The 16178-nt window shown below is 71.5% G+C and carries 19 protein-coding genes, 1 other RNA gene and 1 pseudogene; 17 read left to right on the forward strand and 4 right to left on the reverse strand.

The window, feature by feature from the left end; translation table 11 throughout:
• Window positions 1-106 precede the first annotated feature (106 nt).
• From U6N30_RS09640 to U6N30_RS09670, 7 genes and pseudogenes are all read left to right on the forward strand, one after another.
• The gene (locus U6N30_RS09640) at window positions 107-1390 is read left to right on the forward strand and encodes a carbon starvation CstA family protein (protein WP_324277114.1); all 1284 of its coding nucleotides are present in this window, start codon (window positions 107-109) and stop codon (window positions 1388-1390) included.
• Window positions 1273-1635, forward strand: coding sequence for a carbon starvation CstA family protein (locus U6N30_RS09645; RefSeq protein ID WP_422678102.1), 363 nt, complete (start codon window positions 1273-1275; stop codon window positions 1633-1635). Before U6N30_RS09640 ends, U6N30_RS09645 begins: the two co-directional genes overlap by 118 nt.
• On the forward strand, window positions 1548-1913 hold the full coding sequence (locus U6N30_RS09650; RefSeq protein WP_324278224.1) for a hypothetical protein: 366 nt from the start codon (window positions 1548-1550) through the stop codon (window positions 1911-1913). The genes U6N30_RS09645 and U6N30_RS09650 overlap by 88 nt, the downstream gene beginning before the upstream one ends.
• Window positions 1910-2314, forward strand: coding sequence for a hypothetical protein (locus U6N30_RS09655; protein ID WP_324277116.1), 405 nt, complete (start codon window positions 1910-1912; stop codon window positions 2312-2314). Before U6N30_RS09650 ends, U6N30_RS09655 begins: the two co-directional genes overlap by 4 nt.
• 122 nt (window positions 2315-2436) lie before the next feature.
• Window positions 2437-3177, forward strand: a complete 741-nt coding sequence (locus U6N30_RS09660) for a zinc ribbon domain-containing protein (RefSeq protein ID WP_324277117.1) — start codon at window positions 2437-2439, stop codon at window positions 3175-3177.
• Between the two features lie 79 nt (window positions 3178-3256).
• Window positions 3257-4350, forward strand: a pseudogene (locus tag U6N30_RS09665) (bifunctional RNase H/acid phosphatase).
• A 1-nt stretch (window position 4351) separates the two neighbouring features.
• Window positions 4352-4783 carry a GNAT family N-acetyltransferase gene (locus tag U6N30_RS09670; RefSeq protein ID WP_324277118.1) on the forward strand — a complete coding sequence of 144 codons (432 nt, stop codon included), beginning with the start codon at window positions 4352-4354 and terminating at the stop codon, window positions 4781-4783.
• Here U6N30_RS09670 and U6N30_RS09675 read toward each other — a convergent pair.
• The gene (locus U6N30_RS09675) at window positions 4773-7064 is read right to left on the reverse strand and encodes a putative bifunctional diguanylate cyclase/phosphodiesterase (RefSeq protein WP_324277119.1); all 2292 of its coding nucleotides are present in this window, start codon (window positions 7062-7064) and stop codon (window positions 4773-4775) included. The genes U6N30_RS09670 and U6N30_RS09675 overlap by 11 nt on opposite strands.
• Window positions 7065-7194: 130 nt before the next feature.
• Complete coding sequence (locus tag U6N30_RS09680; protein ID WP_324277120.1) at window positions 7195-7896, reverse strand: sulfite exporter TauE/SafE family protein; 702 nt, start codon at window positions 7894-7896, stop codon at window positions 7195-7197.
• A 77-nt stretch (window positions 7897-7973) separates the two neighbouring features.
• Between U6N30_RS09680 and U6N30_RS09685 the strand changes: the two genes are divergently transcribed.
• From U6N30_RS09685 to rnpB, 6 genes are all read left to right on the forward strand, one after another.
• The gene (locus U6N30_RS09685) at window positions 7974-8279 is read left to right on the forward strand and encodes a DoxX family protein (protein ID WP_324277121.1); all 306 of its coding nucleotides are present in this window, start codon (window positions 7974-7976) and stop codon (window positions 8277-8279) included.
• A gap of 94 nt (window positions 8280-8373) precedes the next feature.
• Window positions 8374-8802: a PIG-L deacetylase family protein gene (locus tag U6N30_RS09690; protein WP_324277122.1), complete on the forward strand. Its 429-nt coding sequence runs from the start codon at window positions 8374-8376 to the stop codon at window positions 8800-8802.
• Entirely contained in the window at window positions 8799-9089 is a 291-nt protein-coding gene (locus tag U6N30_RS09695; protein WP_324277123.1) for a hypothetical protein, read from the forward strand. The genes U6N30_RS09690 and U6N30_RS09695 overlap by 4 nt, the downstream gene beginning before the upstream one ends.
• A gap of 317 nt (window positions 9090-9406) precedes the next feature.
• Window positions 9407-10183 carry a hypothetical protein gene (locus U6N30_RS09700; protein ID WP_324277124.1) on the forward strand — a complete coding sequence of 259 codons (777 nt, stop codon included), beginning with the start codon at window positions 9407-9409 and terminating at the stop codon, window positions 10181-10183.
• Between the two features lie 109 nt (window positions 10184-10292).
• Window positions 10293-10979, forward strand: a complete 687-nt coding sequence (locus tag U6N30_RS09705) for a class F sortase (protein WP_324277125.1) — start codon at window positions 10293-10295, stop codon at window positions 10977-10979.
• Between the two features lie 65 nt (window positions 10980-11044).
• Window positions 11045-11445: RNase P RNA component class A (gene rnpB / locus U6N30_RS09710), an RNA gene on the forward strand.
• A 26-nt stretch (window positions 11446-11471) separates the two neighbouring features.
• Here the strand turns inward: rnpB and U6N30_RS09715 are convergent.
• The gene (locus U6N30_RS09715) at window positions 11472-11801 is read right to left on the reverse strand and encodes a tyrosine-type recombinase/integrase (RefSeq protein WP_324277126.1); all 330 of its coding nucleotides are present in this window, start codon (window positions 11799-11801) and stop codon (window positions 11472-11474) included.
• A 408-nt stretch (window positions 11802-12209) separates the two neighbouring features.
• Between U6N30_RS09715 and U6N30_RS09720 the strand changes: the two genes are divergently transcribed.
• From U6N30_RS09720 to U6N30_RS09735, 4 genes are all read left to right on the forward strand, one after another.
• The gene (locus U6N30_RS09720; protein ID WP_324277127.1) at window positions 12210-12992 is read left to right on the forward strand and encodes a hypothetical protein; all 783 of its coding nucleotides are present in this window, start codon (window positions 12210-12212) and stop codon (window positions 12990-12992) included.
• A 337-nt stretch (window positions 12993-13329) separates the two neighbouring features.
• The gene (locus U6N30_RS09725; protein ID WP_324277128.1) at window positions 13330-13848 is read left to right on the forward strand and encodes a phage major capsid protein; all 519 of its coding nucleotides are present in this window, start codon (window positions 13330-13332) and stop codon (window positions 13846-13848) included.
• An 8-nt stretch (window positions 13849-13856) separates the two neighbouring features.
• Window positions 13857-14186 carry a phage major capsid protein gene (locus U6N30_RS09730; protein ID WP_324277129.1) on the forward strand — a complete coding sequence of 110 codons (330 nt, stop codon included), beginning with the start codon at window positions 13857-13859 and terminating at the stop codon, window positions 14184-14186.
• Window positions 14187-14378: 192 nt separating this feature from the next.
• A complete protein-coding gene (locus tag U6N30_RS09735; protein ID WP_324277130.1) occupies window positions 14379-14759 on the forward strand; it encodes a thioredoxin family protein in 381 nt (126 codons plus the stop codon).
• 563 nt (window positions 14760-15322) lie between these two features.
• Here U6N30_RS09735 and U6N30_RS09740 read toward each other — a convergent pair.
• A complete protein-coding gene (locus tag U6N30_RS09740) occupies window positions 15323-16174 on the reverse strand; it encodes a DUF4349 domain-containing protein (protein ID WP_324277131.1) in 852 nt (283 codons plus the stop codon).
• Window positions 16175-16178 lie beyond the last annotated feature (4 nt).

Genomic DNA, 16178 nt, shown 5'->3' on the forward strand with positions numbered 1-16178 from the left:
ACACCGGCAGCGTGAAATGCGGCTCGCACCCTTGTGACCTCATTCACCTGGTTGTCTACTCCCTCCGACGGCGGCAACGGAGCCGCCCTTGTTCCTGGGAGTCGCCGTGCCCGCCTTCGTCGTTGCGGCAGTGGTCGGGGTGCTGTTCTTCCTCGGCTACCGCTACTACTCCACGTACCTGGCCACGAAGGTGTACGCGCTCGACCCCGCGTACGTCACGCCGGCCCACCAGTTCAACGACGGCAACGACTTCGTGCCGACCAACAAGCACGTCCTCTTCGGCCACCACTTCACCTCGGTCGCCGGCGCCGCCCCGATCGTCGGCCCGGCCATCGCGGTGTTCTGGGGGTGGGGCCCGGCGCTGACCTGGATCGTGCTGGGCACCATCTTCGCCGCCGGGGTGCACGACTTCGGTGCTCTCGCGGTGTCCGTGCGGCACAAGGCCAAGAGCATCGGGACGCTGGCCGGTGACGTCATCAACGGCCGGGCGCGGATGCTTTTCCTGGCCATCATCTTCTTCCTGCTGACGCTGGTGAACGCGGTCTTCGCCGTCGTCATCGGCAACCTCTTCGTCGCCAACCCGGGCGCGGTCATCCCGATCGTGCTGGAGATCCCGCTGGCGATCTTCATCGGCATGTACATCTACCGGACGCGCTCGTCGGCGCTCATCCCGTCGATCGTCGGCGTGATCGTGCTGTACGCGCTGATCCTCGTCGGCAACGCCTTCCCGATCTCGCTGGACGGCCTGGCCGACGCGCTCGGGGTCGAGCAGACCCGCAACGTCTGGGTGGTCCTGCTCTTCGTCTACACCTGGATCGCCTCCCGCATCCCGGTGTGGGTGCTGCTGCAGCCGCGCGACTACATCAACAGCCACCAGCTGTTCATCGCCCTCGGCGTGATCGGGCTCGGCGTCATCGTCGGCATGAACCAGATCCAGGCGCCGGTGATCAACGACGTGCCCGAGGGATCGCCCAGCTTCTTCCCGTTCCTGTTCATCACCATCGCCTGCGGAGCGATCTCCGGCTTCCACTCCCTGGTGTCCTCGGGGACGACCTCCAAGCAGCTCGACAAGGAGACCGACGCCCGCTACGTCGGCTACATGGGCGCCGTCGGCGAGGGTTCGCTGGCCACCGGCGCGGTCCTGGCCGCGACGGCAGGCGTCGCCGCCTCCCGAGCGGACTGGGAGGCGCTGTACCCCGACTTCGCCACGGCGTCGGGGGCGCGGTCGGCAACTTCGTGCGGGGCACCGCGGAGTTCGCCAACAACCTCGCGATCCCGCTCGACCTGGCGACGATCTTCGCCGCCGTCGTCGTCATCAGCTTCGCGGCGACCACGATGGACACCGGAGTCCGGTTGCAGCGCTACGTCGTCCAGGAGATCGGCGAGCTGATCAAGGTCCGCGTCCTGGCCCGCAACCTGAGCGTGGCCACCACCGTCGCCGTCGTCATCCCGCTGGCCATGGCGCTGATCCCCGGCGAGGGGAGGCCGGGTACACGTTCGGCGTCCTGTGGCAGCTGTTCGGGACGACGAACCAGCTCACCGCGGGCCTGGCGCTCTCGGTCATCGCCGTCTGGGTCACCCGGAGCGGCCGCAACCCGATCGCCGTCCTCATCCCGCTCGGCTTCCTGCTGGTGATGACCACGTGGGCGCTGATCCTCAACCTCAGGAACTTCATCGAGGCTGACCAGTGGGTGCTGGCCCCGCTGGACGCGATCATCTTCGTCCTGGCGATCTGGCTCATGGCAGAGGCGGCCATGTCGCTGCGGAAGGCGTTCAGCGAGCGGGACCTGGTGGGGACGACCGACGCCGGGGACGCCGACGCGGTGGCGAAGGCGAACACGGACGCGACCACCTCGGACGTGGCCACGTCCGACCGTCCGCTCGGCGGGCCGTCGGACGGCGATCGGCGGTGAGGTCGCGGGTCGTCCTCGTGCGCGGCTCGCGCGCCGCGTCCGCCTCCGGCGGTTGCTGCAGCGGCGACGTGCGGCCGTTCGACGAGGGCGGCTCGCACTGCCATCCACGGCCGGACGACCCCGCCGACGACGTCGGGCCGGTGTACCGGCACCTGCGCGCCGCGCTGCCCGGTGACGTCGCGGTCGAGATCGTCTCGCCGTCGAACTGGCTCTGGCTTCTCCCGGAGCTGGTCAGGGGCGGGCGCCGGCGTGGCCTGCGGGGAGCGGCGCTCGGGCGCTCGGTCCGGTCCGGGCTCGCGGTGTCCTCGCTGATCGTCGACGGTGCGGTGCTGGCCTCGGGCGGGTTGCCGGCGCCGGAGGACGCGGTCGCGGCGGTGGAGGCCGAGCTCGCCGTGCGGTGACCCTCCCGGTCGGCTCGCGCGGCCGGCCGAACGGGTCAGCGAGGTCCACGCGTGACCTGTCGGCCCGGACGGGGCCCCGCACGGGGGCCGGAGGCAGGTAGGTGCACAGGTAGGTTGGCAGGGTGAAGGCCGACCACTTCGAGCAGCAGAAGCTGCTGGACCTTGCCGCTGAGGACGTCGCACTCACCCAGCTGGCCCACCGGCAGCGGAACCTCCCCGAGGTCGCCGCCGTGGCCGCCGCCGAGGAGGCCGAGCGGGCCCTGTCCGCGGACGTCGTCCGGGCCGAGACCGAGGTGCGCGACCTGGGCCGCGAGGTGAAGCGCCTGGAGTCCGACGTGGAGACGGTGCGGGCCCGGGAGACCAAGGACCAGCGGCTGCTCGAGTCCGGCAGCGTCTCGCCCAAGGAGATGACCAACCTCCAGCACGAGCTCGAGTCGCTGAAACGCCGCCAGTCCGACCTCGAGGACCAGGAGCTCGAGCTCATGCAGCGCCTCGAGGACGCCGAGACCACGCTGCGCACCGCGCAGCAGGGCCACGAGCAGTCGCGCGCCGATCGCGAGCGGGCCGAGCAGCAGCGTGACGACGCGCTGGCCGACATCGCCGACGGCACGAAGCGGCACGAGGCCGCGCGCGCGGAGGTCGCGACGGTGATCTCCGCGCCGCTGCTGTCGCTGTACGACCGCATCCGCACGTCGACCGGCAGCACCGGCGCGGCGATGCTGCGGGCCAGGGCCTGCCAGGGCTGCCGGCTGGAGCTCTACGGCAACGAGCTGGCCGCCGTCCGCAACGCCGACCCGCACGAGGTCGTCCGGTGCGAGAACTGCGGCCGGATCCTGGTGCGCACCGCCGAGTCGGGGCTGTGAGTTCCGCGAGAACGACGGTCGAGGGAGCATCGCAGGGAGCGCTAGCGACCGAGGAGCGGATCGAGACCGGAGTCGAGCAGTGACCCGCCGGCTGATCGTCGAGGCGGACGGCGGGTCGCGGGGCAACCCCGGCCCGGCCGGCTACGGCGCGCTCGTCCGCGACGCCGACACCGGACGGGTGCTGGCCGAGCGCGCGGCCTCCGTCGGGCGGGCCACCAACAACGTCGCCGAGTACGGCGGTCTCGTGGCCGGGCTGCAGGCGGTGCTGGACCTCGATCCCACCGCGAGCGTCGAGGTCCGGATGGACTCAAGCTGGTGGTCGAGCAGATGTCGGGCCGCTGGAAGATCAAGCACCCCGACATGCAGCAGCTCGCCGTGCAGGCCCAGAAGATCGCGCGGCAGCTGGGCGACGTCCGGTACACGTGGGTGCCCCGTGCGCAGAACGGCGCTGCGGACGCGCTGGCCAACAGCGCGATGGACGGCAAGCCGGTGCACCGCGACCCGGCCGCGGAGGCCGTCGTCCTCGAGGACGACGTCCAGCCGAGCGGGGAGCCGGCGCCCGTCGTCACCACGGTCACCCACCTGCTGCGGCACGGGCAGACCGAGCACACCCCGGAGCGACGGTTCAGCGGCCGCAACGACCTGCCCCTGTCCCGCACCGGCCGCGCCGAGGTGGAGGCGGCCGGGGAGCGGGCCAGGGGACTCGGCATCGAGGTCGTGCTCGCCTCCCCGTTGCGGCGCACGCGGGAGACCGCCGAGATCGTCGGCCACGCCCTGGGCCTGCCGGTGACCCTCGACGAGGACCTGGTCGAGCTCGACTTCGGCGACCTCGAGGGCCTGACCTTCGACGAGGCCCGCGCCAGGCACCCGCTCGCCGCCCGGCGCTTCCTCGACGACGTCACGGTGCCCGCTCCGAAGGGCGAGTCGATAGCCGACGTCAGCGGCCGGGTCGCCCGGGCACGCCGGCGGATCCTCGCCGAGCACGCCGGCCGGACCGTGCTGGTCGTCAGCCACGTGACCCCGATCAAGCTGATGCTGGCGGCCGCGCTGGGCGCCGGCGACGAGGTGGTCCACCGGGTGTTCCTGGAGGCGGCGTCGCTGTGCTCGGTCGCCTGGTCGTCGGACGGGCGCAGCTCCGTCCGGCTGGTGAACGACACCGCGCACCTGCGCTGACATGACCGTCCGCCGGGTCGTTCCCGCCGACGTGGCGGCGCTGGACTGGCTCGACGACGGGACCCGGACGGGCGTCGCCGCAGCCGAGGCCGCCGGCGCCGGCCGGTCGCTGGTCCTCGCGGAGGGCGGTGCGGAGGGGCTGGTCGGCGTGCTGGCGGTGGACCTCCCGCCGTGGCGCGACCGGACGGTCCCGTGGCTCTGGCTGGTGGAGGTGCACCCGGAGCACCGCGGGCAGGGGATCGGGACCGGTCTGCTGACCGAGGGCCACCGGCAGCTCGCCATGAGCGGGCACCGGGTGGTGGAGCTCGGCGTGGCCCAGGCGAACCCGCGGGCGGCCACGCTGTACCGGCGCCTGGGCTACCTGGACGTGGGCGAAGGAGTCGACCCGGGGCCCGAGCCCTGGATCAGGATGCGGCTGACCCTCAGGCCCTGACCGTGGCCAGCGGGGTGCTGTGCCCGGCGAGCCAGGTGCGCACCTCGTCGGCGGGCAGCGGGCGGGAGTGCAGGTAGCCCTGGCTGGTGTCGCAGTCCAGCGAGCGCAGGTGGTGCAGCGTCGCGTCGTCCTCCACCCCTTCGGCGACCACGCGCAGGCCGAGCTGGTGGGCGAGCGCGATCGTGCTGGCCACGATCGCCTCGGTGCGGGTGTCGGTGAGCAGGTCGACGGTGAAGGAGCGGTCGAGCTTGAGCTCGCTGACCGGGAGGTCGCGCAGGTAGGCCAGGGACGAGTAGCCGGTGCCGAAGTCGTCGATGCTGACCGTCACGCCGAGGTCGGCGAGCGCGCGGACCACGGCGAGGCTGCGGTCGGGATCGGTGAGCAGGACGCTCTCGGTGACCTCGAGGACGAGCAGCTCCGGTGGCAGGTCGCGGTCGGCGAGCAGGTCGGCCACCCGTCCGGGCAGGGCGGCGTCCAGGAGGTTGCTCGCGGACAGGTTGACCGAGACGGGGAGGTCGAGCCCGTCGGCGTGCCATGCCGCGGCCTGGGTGACGGCCTGGGCGAGGACCACCTCGGTGAGGGTGCCCATGAGGCCGTGCACCTCCGCCAGCGGCAGGAAGTCGCCCGGGTACAGCAGCCCGCGCACCGGGTGCTGCCAGCGGACGAGGGCCTCGACGCCCACGGCGGTACCCGTGGCGATGTCCAGCTGCGGCTGGTGGTGCAGCACCAGCTGACCGCTCGACATCGCCGTGCGCAGTTCCTCGACGAGGGCCAGGTGGCCGCTGCTGTCGGCGTGCCGGGAGCTGTCGTAGAGGGACACCCCGGTGCCGGACCGCTTCGCGTCGTACATGGCGACGTCGGCCTCCCGCAGCAGCTGGGTCGGTGCCTGGCCCTGATCGTCCGGATCGCTGGTCGACGTCGTGACCCCGACGCTGACCGCCGCGTGGATGGCCATCCCGCCGATGACGAACGGCTCGGCGAGCCGGTCGTGGAGCCGGCGGCCGACGGCGCGGGCGGCGTCCTGCACCGTGACGTCGGCATCCATCAGGGCGACGACGGCGAACTCGTCGCCACCGAGGCGGCCGAGCAGGTCGCCCGGACGCAGCACGGCCTCGAGCCGGGTGGCCACCATGCGCAGCAGGTCGTCGCCGGTGGCGTGGCCGAGAGCGTCGTTGACCTCCTTGAACTTGTCCATGTCGAGGAGTGCGAGCGCCAACGGGGTCTGCTCGGCGCACAGCTCCTCGACCCGGCGCAGGACCGCGCGGCGGTTGGCGAGGCCGGTCAGCTCGTCGGTCAGGGCCTCGCGCCGGGTGACCGCCAGCTGGGCGAGCTCGCGCACGTTGATGGCCATCCGCGCCCCGGAGCCGATGGCTGCGAGGCCGGCGCACCAGACGGCGACCGCCGGGGCATCGATGAGCGCGCCGACGACCAGCATGCCGATCGACGCCAGGATGACGACGAAGGCGCCGATCGTGGCCGCGCCGGGATCGGCCGGCCGCGGCGCCGACCGGCGCGAGCGGAGGGTGGCCGCGGTCGCCAGGCAGAGGATGACGAGGGGGTGGACGGCCGGACCCCAGCCGAACCGGTGACCGCCCTCGGCGAATGTCGCGATGCCGCTGACGACCCAGAGCGCCTGGGAGCCGGCCACCAGCCAGGTGCGCGGGTCGCGGCCCATCCCGCCCAGGGATGGCAGGGTCAGCGCCGTGCCGAGGAGGACGAAGCCGACGGCGAGCTGGACGAAGACCGCCTGGAGCTCCCACCAGGGCAGCTCCGCGAGCGCTCCGCCGCCACGGGGCAGGACCAGGTTGAGGATGCCGACGACTGCGAGCACCGCGGCGAGCCCGTTCAGCACGTCGTTGGGGTCGGCGATGCTGGTGCTGTGGCGGTTCCAGCGCACCAGGGCGCCGTACCAGAAGGGGAAGACGGCCGCGCCGCTCCAGTAGAGCGGGGCCAGGGCCACGGCTCGGGTGGCCGGGACCAGGTCCAGGACCACCGACGCCGAGATCATGACGGCGAAGACCGCTGCACCGAGGGCCAGGCGGTACCAGACCGCTCGTTCGCTCGCCACGGCGCGGGCCCGCCACCAGAGCAGGCCGAGCAGCAGCACGTGCATGGCGAGGAGCAGCGGGACGTCGGTGCGCGGGCTGATGCCTCCCACGGCTTCCGGGTCCAGCACCCGCAACGTGGCCAGCAGCCAGGAGGGGACGGCGACGAACGCGATGAGTGCCAGCAGCCACCGCGGTGCACCGGGCAGCAGCCGGGAGCGCGCGCGACCAGCCATGGCGGGGACATCGGCCGAGGGCGGGACGGGGTGAATGCCAGTCACGGCGGATCACCCCTCGGGGTCAGCCTCGGGCCGTTTCAGATCTGGACGAACAGGTAGACCGACACCGCTACGCCGAACAGCACGATCAAGACGCGCAGGGAGTGACCGGGATGCGCGTGGCGATGCGCGCGCCGACGAAGCCGCCGAGCAGGCTGGTCGGTGCGGCGACCGCGACGACGTCCCAGTGCACGTCCCCGAAGAGGCCGAACACGACGACCGTCACGGTCGCGGTGATCGCCGACAGCGCCGACTTGAGGGCGTTGGCCAGCTTCAGCCGGTGCAGCGCGATCCCCAGGACGCCGACGAGGATCACGCCGAGGGCGCCGCCGAAGTAGCCGCCGTAGACCGTGGCGGCGAAGAGCGCCAGGTACACCCACGCGGGGTCACGTCGCGGGGCGCCCTCCTCGTCCTGCAGCCGGCGGGTGAGCACCGGCTGCACGGCCAGCAGCAGCGTGGCGAGCAGCACCAGCACGGGGACGACGACGTCGAAGGCGTCCGAGGGCGTGGTGAGCAGCAGGACGCTGCCCGCCGTCCCGCCGAGGAGCGCGACCGATCCGAACCGGAGCAGCCGGCCGCGCTGGCCGACGTACTCCCGGCGGAACCCGGCGACGCCGCCGAGGTAGCCCGGCCACTGGGCCACCGAGTTGGTCACGTTCGCGGCGATCGTGGGCAGGCCGAGCGCCACCAGGGTCGGGAAGAGGATGAGCGAGCCCCCACCGGCGATCGAGTTGACCACCCCGGCCAGGAACGCGACGGCCGCGGCGATGACCAGGTCGACGGCGGGCACGAGGGCCGAGCCTACGGTGCTCGCATGCGCACACCGGGCAGGGCGACGGCGTTGGCGGCACTGCTCGGTGGATCGGGGTGCTGCACCTGGTGCGTCCGCGGACCTACGAGTGGCTGGTGCCGCCGGAGCTCGGGGACGCCCGCGCCTGGGTGACGGCCAGCGGCCTCGCCGAGCTGGGTACGGCCGCCCTGCTGGCGGGATCGGTCACCAGGCGGACCGGCGGGTGGGCGGCGGCGGCGCTGCTGGTCGCGTTCGTGCCCGCGCACCTGCACACGTTCCGGGTCGTGCCGAGGAGGCCGCTGCCGTTGACGGTCGCGGCGGTGCGCCTGCCGCTCCAGGTGCCGCTGGTGGCCGCGGCGCTCCGGGTCGCGCGGGAGCGGTGAGCGCTCGACCTCGCGGTTCGGCCCCCGACCCCGCGGGGGACCGCGAGGTCGGGCAGCCCGCCGCGCGGTCGGCCGGCGCGGCAGACTGACGCCCATGCCGACCCCTCTGCCCGACGACTGGCAACGCGCCCTCGTCGTCGCGGCGCACCCCGACGACATCGAGTACGGCCTGGCCGCGGCCGTGGCGGTGTGGACCGCCCAGGGCAAGGAGGTGCACTACCTCCTGGCCACGCGTGGCGAGGCCGGGATGGCGGGCGTCCCGCCGGCCGAGGCCGGTCCGCTGCGGGAGGAGGAGGAGCGGCGCTCGGCCGCCGTCGTCGGCGTGACCGAGGTGGAGTTCCTCGACCACCGCGACGGGGTGCTGGTCGAGGGCCCCGAGCTGCGCCGTGACCTGGCGGCCGCCATCCGACGCCACCGTCCGGAGCTGGTCGTCACCGGCTACTTCGGCGCGACCTGGACCCCGCCCGGGGTGTCGCCTGCCTACGTGAACTCCCCGACCACCGGGCGCTCGGGCAGTCGGTGATCGATGCGGTCGCGGATGCGGGGAACGAGTGGATCTTCCCCGACCTGCCCGAGGAGAGATGGTCGGGCGTGCAGTACATCGCCGTCGGAGAGATGACGGACCCACCGCACGAGGTGGACGTCAGCGGCACGGTCGAGCAGGCCGTCGCGTCGCTCACCGAGCACCGCCGGTACCTGGAGCTGCTGTCCGACGACCCGGTGGACGTGCAGGCACGTCAGGTCGTCGACATGTCGACACTCACCGAGGACGGACGCCGCCGGGTCGGATTCCGCCTCTTCTGGGGCTGACGACCGGACGCCTCCCGCGTTACCCCTGTCGACGGCGTCGTCGCAGGTCGCAGCGGCGTGTCATGAGACCGTAATGCACCCGATCGAGTTGCGCGCGATTCGAACTGAACCGCTCCGGGCACCGGATGCGAAGGCCCTCTGCAGGGCTCGGCGCGCACGGATCGACGTGCTCGCCGATCGCGCCACACCAGGGTCCTCCCCGACCCGTTCCACCGACCGGTGCACCGATGCGCCGTTCGCCCACGGGGGCCGGTTACCCACCGCGCCCGATGCCCGCCCCTGCGGCGAGGCATGACCCCAGAGACGAAGGAGTCTCCATGCGCAAGGCATTCGCACTTCCGACCGTCGCCATCGCCGCCGCCGCGTTCCCGCTGCTCACCATGGGCACGGCGCTGGCCGACCACGACGGCAGCTACCAGGCGACGCTCGGGGCGGTCAACACGTCGGGCGTCTCGGGCACCGGCATGGTCACGCTCGCCGGCGACCAGGCGACCGTCACCGTGGAGGCCTCGGGTCTGCTGGCCGGCTCGCCGCACGCCCAGCACTTCCACATCGGCGCACAGGGCACCTGCCCCTCCAACGACCTCAGCGACGACGCGGACGGCGACGGCTTCGTGAGCGTCACCGAGGCCGCGAAGTACTACGGCGCCATCGGCACGTCGCTGACCACGGAGGGCGACACCAGCCCGGACAGCGGCCTGGCCGTCGACCGGTTCCCGACCGCCGAGGGCGGCTCCTACACCTACGAGCGCACCTTCACGATCACCGAGGACGTCCAGGAGTCGTTCGCGGCCGGGACCGCGGTGCTGGTCGTCCACGGCATCGACAAGGACGGCAGCGGCGCCTACGACGGCGACGTCATGAGCGAGCTCGACCCGTCGCTGCCCATGGAGGCCACCGCCCCCGCCGCCTGTGGTCCCCTGACCGTCTCGCAGATGGGCACCATGCCCGCCGGCGGCGCGGACACCGGTGCCGGTGCCACCAGCGGCATCGAGAACCAGGCCGCGATCGGTGTCGGCGCCCTCGCCGCCGTCGGTGCGGCTGCCGCCGGTGCTGTCGCCTACCGCCGTCGCCAGGCCACCGACCAGGCCTGATCGACGTTGATCGGGGCCGCGCCGGGCAGGGATCACCTGCCCGGCGCGGCCTGGCTCACCATCGGCCCGTGACCCCGGCCGTCACGAGCACCCTCAGGAGGAAACGTCCGTGACCGACCCATCGCGTCGCCGCCCGACCCCTCGTACCTGGGCGGCGCTGGCCGTCGGCCTCGCCGTCGTGGCCGCGGTCGCGGTCGGCATCGCACTCGCCGGGCAGCAGCGCGCGCCCCAGCCCCCGGTGAGCGCACCGACGGCGGAGTCCTCCGTCCCGGCGGACACCGCAGAGCCCACGACACCCGCACCCGCGGCCGTGGAGCCCGCACCCGTCCAGGTCGCCGAACCGGTGAGCCTGCGGGTTCCGGCTCTCGGCGTCAGCAGCGACCTCCTGGAACTCGGGCTGCAGGACGACGGCACCGTGGAGGTGCCTCCGCTCAGCGCCGTGGACCAGGCGGGCTGGTACCGCGAATCGCCCGCACCCGGCGCGGTGGGCCCGGCCGTGCTGCTGGGCCACGTCGACTCGGCCGAGTACGGCCCCGGCATCTTCTTCGAGCTCGGCGGGCTGGCGCCCGGCGCCGAGGTGGAGGTGGCCCGGGAGGACGGGACGGTGGCGGTGTTCGCCGTCGATCGCGTCGAGCGCTACACCAAGGTCGACTTCCCGACCCTGGAGGTGTACGGCAACACCGCCGATCCGCAGCTGCGGCTGATCACCTGCGGTGGCGAGTTCGATCCGGTGAACCGCAGCTACGAGGACAACATCGTCGCCTATGCGACGCTGGTCGGCACGCGCCCCGCGTGAGCCGGTGACGACGCCGGGATGTCCTCCCCGTGACCATCACCGCCTAGACTGACCGGCACGACGGACGAGTCGGCTGGGCGGTCGCGTCGGCGGGGAGACCCCGTCGCCGAGGAACGTCCGGGCTCCACAGGGCAGGGTGGTCGTTAACAGCGACCCGGGGTGACCCGCGGGACAGTGCCACAGAGAACAGACCGCCAGTGCTCGCACTGGTAAGGGTGAAACGGTGGTGTAAGAGACCACCGCACACCGGGTGACCGGTGTGGCTCGGTAAACCCCACCCGGAGCAAGGTCAAGAAAGGACGGCGGTTCGCCGCCGTCCCGCGCAGGCGCTTGAGGGCGGCCCGCCCGATGCCTGCGGGTAGACCGCTCGAGCCTGCCGGCAACGGCAGGCCTAGATGGATGACCGCCCATCGGGAGGCCGCGAGGCGCCCGTGGACAGAACCCGGCGTACAGGCCGACTCGTCCGTCGCCCCCGCCTGACCTGCAGAAACGCTATTCAGCGACCCTTTCGGGGCACTCTGGGGGCACGGCAGCCTCACCGAACAGGCTGTCCAGCGCCCCACGCCCGTGGTCCTCGGCGTCGGGGAACAGGTGGCCGTAGGTGTCCATCGTCTCGGCGATGGTGGCGTGCCCCAGCCGCGATTGGATGGCCTTCGGGTGCAGCCCGGCACCGATCAGCGCTGAGGCGTAGAAGTGGCGCAGGTCGTGGAACCGGGTGCCGCGCGGCAGCCCGCATGCCTCGACCGCGACCTGCCAGCAGTGGCCGCCTGCGAGGACGACCGGGAGATGCGCGGCTACCTGACGCCTGGACCCCACGTCCACGACCTGGTCCTGATGCTCGCCAGCACACGTGCGGCCGGTGTCGCGCCCCTTGGATCACGGGCCGCACAGCCGTGCGGGGCGGTGCGCCATATGCTGGAAGGCAATGGGCAGTATCGCAAACCTCAGTGTTCGTGGCTTCGATGCATTCAGTTGGAAAAATAGCGTCGATCCCACGTTCCTTTTCCTCTACACGCGCTCGGAAGTTGTCCGAGAGCCACGCCCGCCGGAGGATGTGGACGACTACTCAGATAGCCACGCGACTGTCCTGGTCTCGACGGCGGGTGCACTCGCTGACCGCCTCGACTTCCTCGGGATAGGCGCGTCGGCTACCGAGATAGCGTTTCGGCGGAATGTTGAGGAGTCGCTTTCCGCCGCTATAACTATCCCGCCCCTGGCCGGGCTGAGCCCGTGCAGTCTGAGATCGAACTACTGACAGGTCTGCAACTGTCAAGTTGGGTTGGCCTGGTGGCCGATTCGCTCAGCGATCCGGAACTGACGCGTCGAGATCGTTGGGCCAATCCCAAGTCGTTGGCCGCTCTACTGGAGCTGTGGCGAGACGACGACCCGCGACTCCTGTTCCGAGCCCTACTAATGGCTCTTGATCCGGGTGAGGAAGTTCGGCTCGACATCTCAGACCTACTCGCGGGCGGGTGGATCGACGAGCCTTTCGATCCGCAAATGGAAGCGATAGATCACTTCAGCTACGCGATGACCAACGGGACCCCCGCAGTGGTCATTACCGAAGGCAGCACTGATGCTCGGTTCCTGCAAGCTGCGCTAGATGTCCGCTACCCGCACCTTGTGTCATACATCAAGTTCTTGGACTTCGGTGATGGAGCGGAAGGGAGCGCGGCGGCAGGAGTCCGAACGCTGAAGAGCTTCGCTGCGGCCGGGATCTCCAACCGCGTCGTCCTGTTGCTGGACAACGACTCTGCAGCCCGAGACGCTGTGCGATCTCTCAGAACGCCACTGCCCGCGCACTATACGGCGATTTATTACCCCCGCCTCGCCTTGGCCGAGCAATATCCGACGCTTGGGCCGACGGGGATATCCATCATGGATGTCAACGGACTAGCAGCAAGCGTGGAGATGTATCTGGGTGCAGATGTGTTGGCGGATGAGGACGGCAACCTGACGCCCGTGCAGTGGCGCTCCTATCTGGAGGGGTGCGGTCGTATCAAGGGGAACTGATGCACAAGAAGCAGATACAGGAACGCTTCCTCCAGAAAGTCAAGGACGCGAGAAACGGCACTTCGGCAACGTTGAGTCATGACTGGTCGGGTGTCGACGCCATCATTGATGCGCTTCGGCAAGCCCTGACAGGAGATTCGGGCGACTCAGCGCGCAAGCGTGACTAACCCCAGCCTCAATCTCCCTCGCATGGCATAATCCATGTAACTGGTCTGATGTCGTGGCCTGAGGCCCGATGTTCCAACCAGCTACAGCGCCAGCGGCGCACCTGAGGGTCTGCGGCCCAAGGGATCACCCCTATCAACACCGGGGCTGACCTCTTCGGAGCCAGCAAGCAATGACCCTGACCACCGGCACCGCCGGACCCCTGCTCACCCCCGAGCAGGTCGAAAACCTCCTCGTCCTCCCCGTCCTGGCCGCGTCCGTGGCCCTCAACCCGCTGGTCTCCACGGTCGTCCGGCTCACCGGGTCGACGTACCGCATCCCGAAGGTCACCGCCGACCCGTCGGCCGCGTGGGTGGCCGAGGGTGCGGAGATCCCTGTCAGCGACCTCACGACCAACGAGCTGGTCGTCGTCCCGTCCAAGGTGGCCGGGCTCAGCGTTATCACCTCCGAGCTGGCCGCGGACTCCTCCCCGGCGGCCAGCACCGAGGTCGGTGCCGGACTGGCCCGCGACATCGCCCGGAAGATCGATGCCGCATTCTTCGGCGGCGTCGCCGCCAACACCCCGTCCGGCCTGGCCAGCCTGACGGTCGGCGAGAGCAACGTGCAGGACATCGCCGCCGGGATCGCGCCGACGTCCCTGGACGCCTTCGCCCAGGCGCAGATGCTGGCGGGAACGTCGGTGCCGAGCTGACGTCCTTCGTGGCCAACCCGACGACCGCGCTGGTCTCGGCCAACATGAAGGAGGCCACCGGCTCGGGCAAGCCGTTGCTCGGCGCGGATCCCAGCCAGCCGACCCGGCGGGTGATCTTCGGCGTGCCGCTGGTGACCTCTCCGGAGGCACCGGTCGGCACGATCTGGGGCATGTCGGCCACGCGGGTCACGACCGTGGTCCGGCGCGACGCCGAAGTGAAGGCCGACCGGTCCGTCTTCTTCACCAGCGACCGCGTCGCCGTCCGGGCCACCTGCCGGGTCGGCTTCGGCTTCCCGCACACCGCCGCCCTGGTGCGGATCCGGCTCGCCGCGAGCTGATCGACCACCTGGCACAGCGTCAACGTCACCGGGACCTGCCGACGAGCGCGGCAGGTCGCTCGCCGGAACGATGTACGGCCCGTGACCGCGCCCTTGCGGTAGGCCGCTCCAGCGCCGGAGTCAGAGCATGAACAGAGCCCGCCGGAGATAGGTCCACCTCCGGCGGGCTCTGTCGCCCGTCATGCTGGGTGCATGGACGTCGTCCTGCTCTACTTCGACGGCTGCCCCAACTGGCAGGTGACTGACGCGCGCCTGCGGGAGGCTCTGGTGGAGGTGGGTGCCGGAGGCGTGCCGGTCAAGCACCGCACCGTCAGCACACCCGACGAAGCGGACGCAGTTGAGTTCCGAGGCTCCCCGACGGTGCTGATCAACGGGCACGATCCATTCTTGAACCGGGAAAGCCCGGTCGGGCTGTCCTGCCGTGTGTATCGGACGGACGACGGTCTCGCGGGCTCGCCGACTGTCCGGCAACTGATCGGAGTACTCCGTGAAGCTCCTCCGCCGCTCGACCACTGGCGAGATGGTGACCTGTGGCTGCTGCGAACGGGAACGCCCGTTGAGGGCTGCCCATGAACTCGGTGGCACGCCGGGGGTCTACATCTGCCGTACTTGTGCCGCCTGGGTCGTCGGACGGACGCTGCGCGGAAGGCACAAGCAATGAGCCTCGTGGCGCTACCTACACCGTTCGCCGCCATCCCCGGATTGCTGCGCTGCGGCTGCTGTGGCGGCGTGTTCCGCCGACGGAGCGTGACCGAGTTGGCCGCCACGCCCGGCGTCTCGATCTGTCGGGACTGCGGGACCTTCGCCTCGACCCCGCGCCGCCGCCAGGGGCGGCGACCATAGGTCGGGAGTTCGTCCACGGTCGGTAGGACTCCGCCTATCTGACGTTCTCCGGCGCAAACGTGGCGGTCGTTCACCTGCCGACGGTCCGGGGTGCGGAGGCTTGTCGTGGGGGCACATCGGGGCACGAAACGTCGAGATCAGCCAGCAGGGGACGGGAAACATCGAGCAGCGTCTCCGCAGGCCAGAGGCCATTCTCAGCTATCAGTGCAGGTCAGGCGGGAGCACTGGACGAACCCGGCGTACAGGTCGACTCGTCCGTCGTCCTCCCGCTGGTGCGCGGCAGCCCGAGTCCCTCACGCCTCGGGCGGCGCCGCCACCTCCCCGGCGGACCGCCGCCGGGCCAGGCGGATCGGCACCAGCACGGCCGCGGCCAGCAGCCCGCCCGCCGCCACCCAGGGCAGCAGGACGCCGACCACCATGACCGCGCCGCTGAGGACGGCCACCAGGGCCCGCCACCCGGTGCCGAGCCCGTCACCGAAACCGTCCGGCCCACCGACCGGCGCCACGCCGAAGGGCTTCAGGTGCACGTGGAGCCTCGAGAGCTCCACCTGGTCGGCCAGCGACGCCCGCCGCGACTGCAGCGACTCCAACTCCGCCTGCCGTTCGGAGAGAGCCGCCTCGGCGGCCAGCAGCGCCTCGGTGCTGGCGGCGGCATCCATCAGGGCCTGCAGCCGCGTCACCGACGTCTGCAGCGCCGAGATCCGGGCGTCGAGGTCGACGGCGGTGTCGGTGACGTCGGAGCCGGAGACCGACACGCTCTCCACGTCGCCGAGGTCGGCCAGGTCGGCCAGCACGCCGGTCAGTTCCTCCGCGGGCACACGCACGACGAGGTCGGCGACAGCGCCCTCGGCCCCGTTCTGCCTCGCCTGCTCGGTGCGCTCGTCGACCCGGCCACCGGCGGACTCCACCAGCTCGCTGACCTGCTGCGCGCTCTCGATGGGCTCCTCGACGGCGAGGACCGCCGAGGCCGTGGTGATGACCTGCCGGTCGGAGTCGGCGTCGTCGGGGACGGCCTGGGGATCCCCGGGGATGGGCGCAGGAGCGCCACCTCCGCTGGCACCGCGGTCGGCGCTGCCCGATTCGGCACCGGGGCCGGTGCACCCGACGAGGAGCGCCACGGCCAGCGCCGCGGCTGCCGTGCCCATGCGG

It is taken from the genome of Blastococcus brunescens, from assembly GCF_035320885.1.
Classification (GTDB): Bacteria; Actinomycetota; Actinomycetes; order Mycobacteriales; family Geodermatophilaceae; genus Blastococcus_B; species Blastococcus_B brunescens.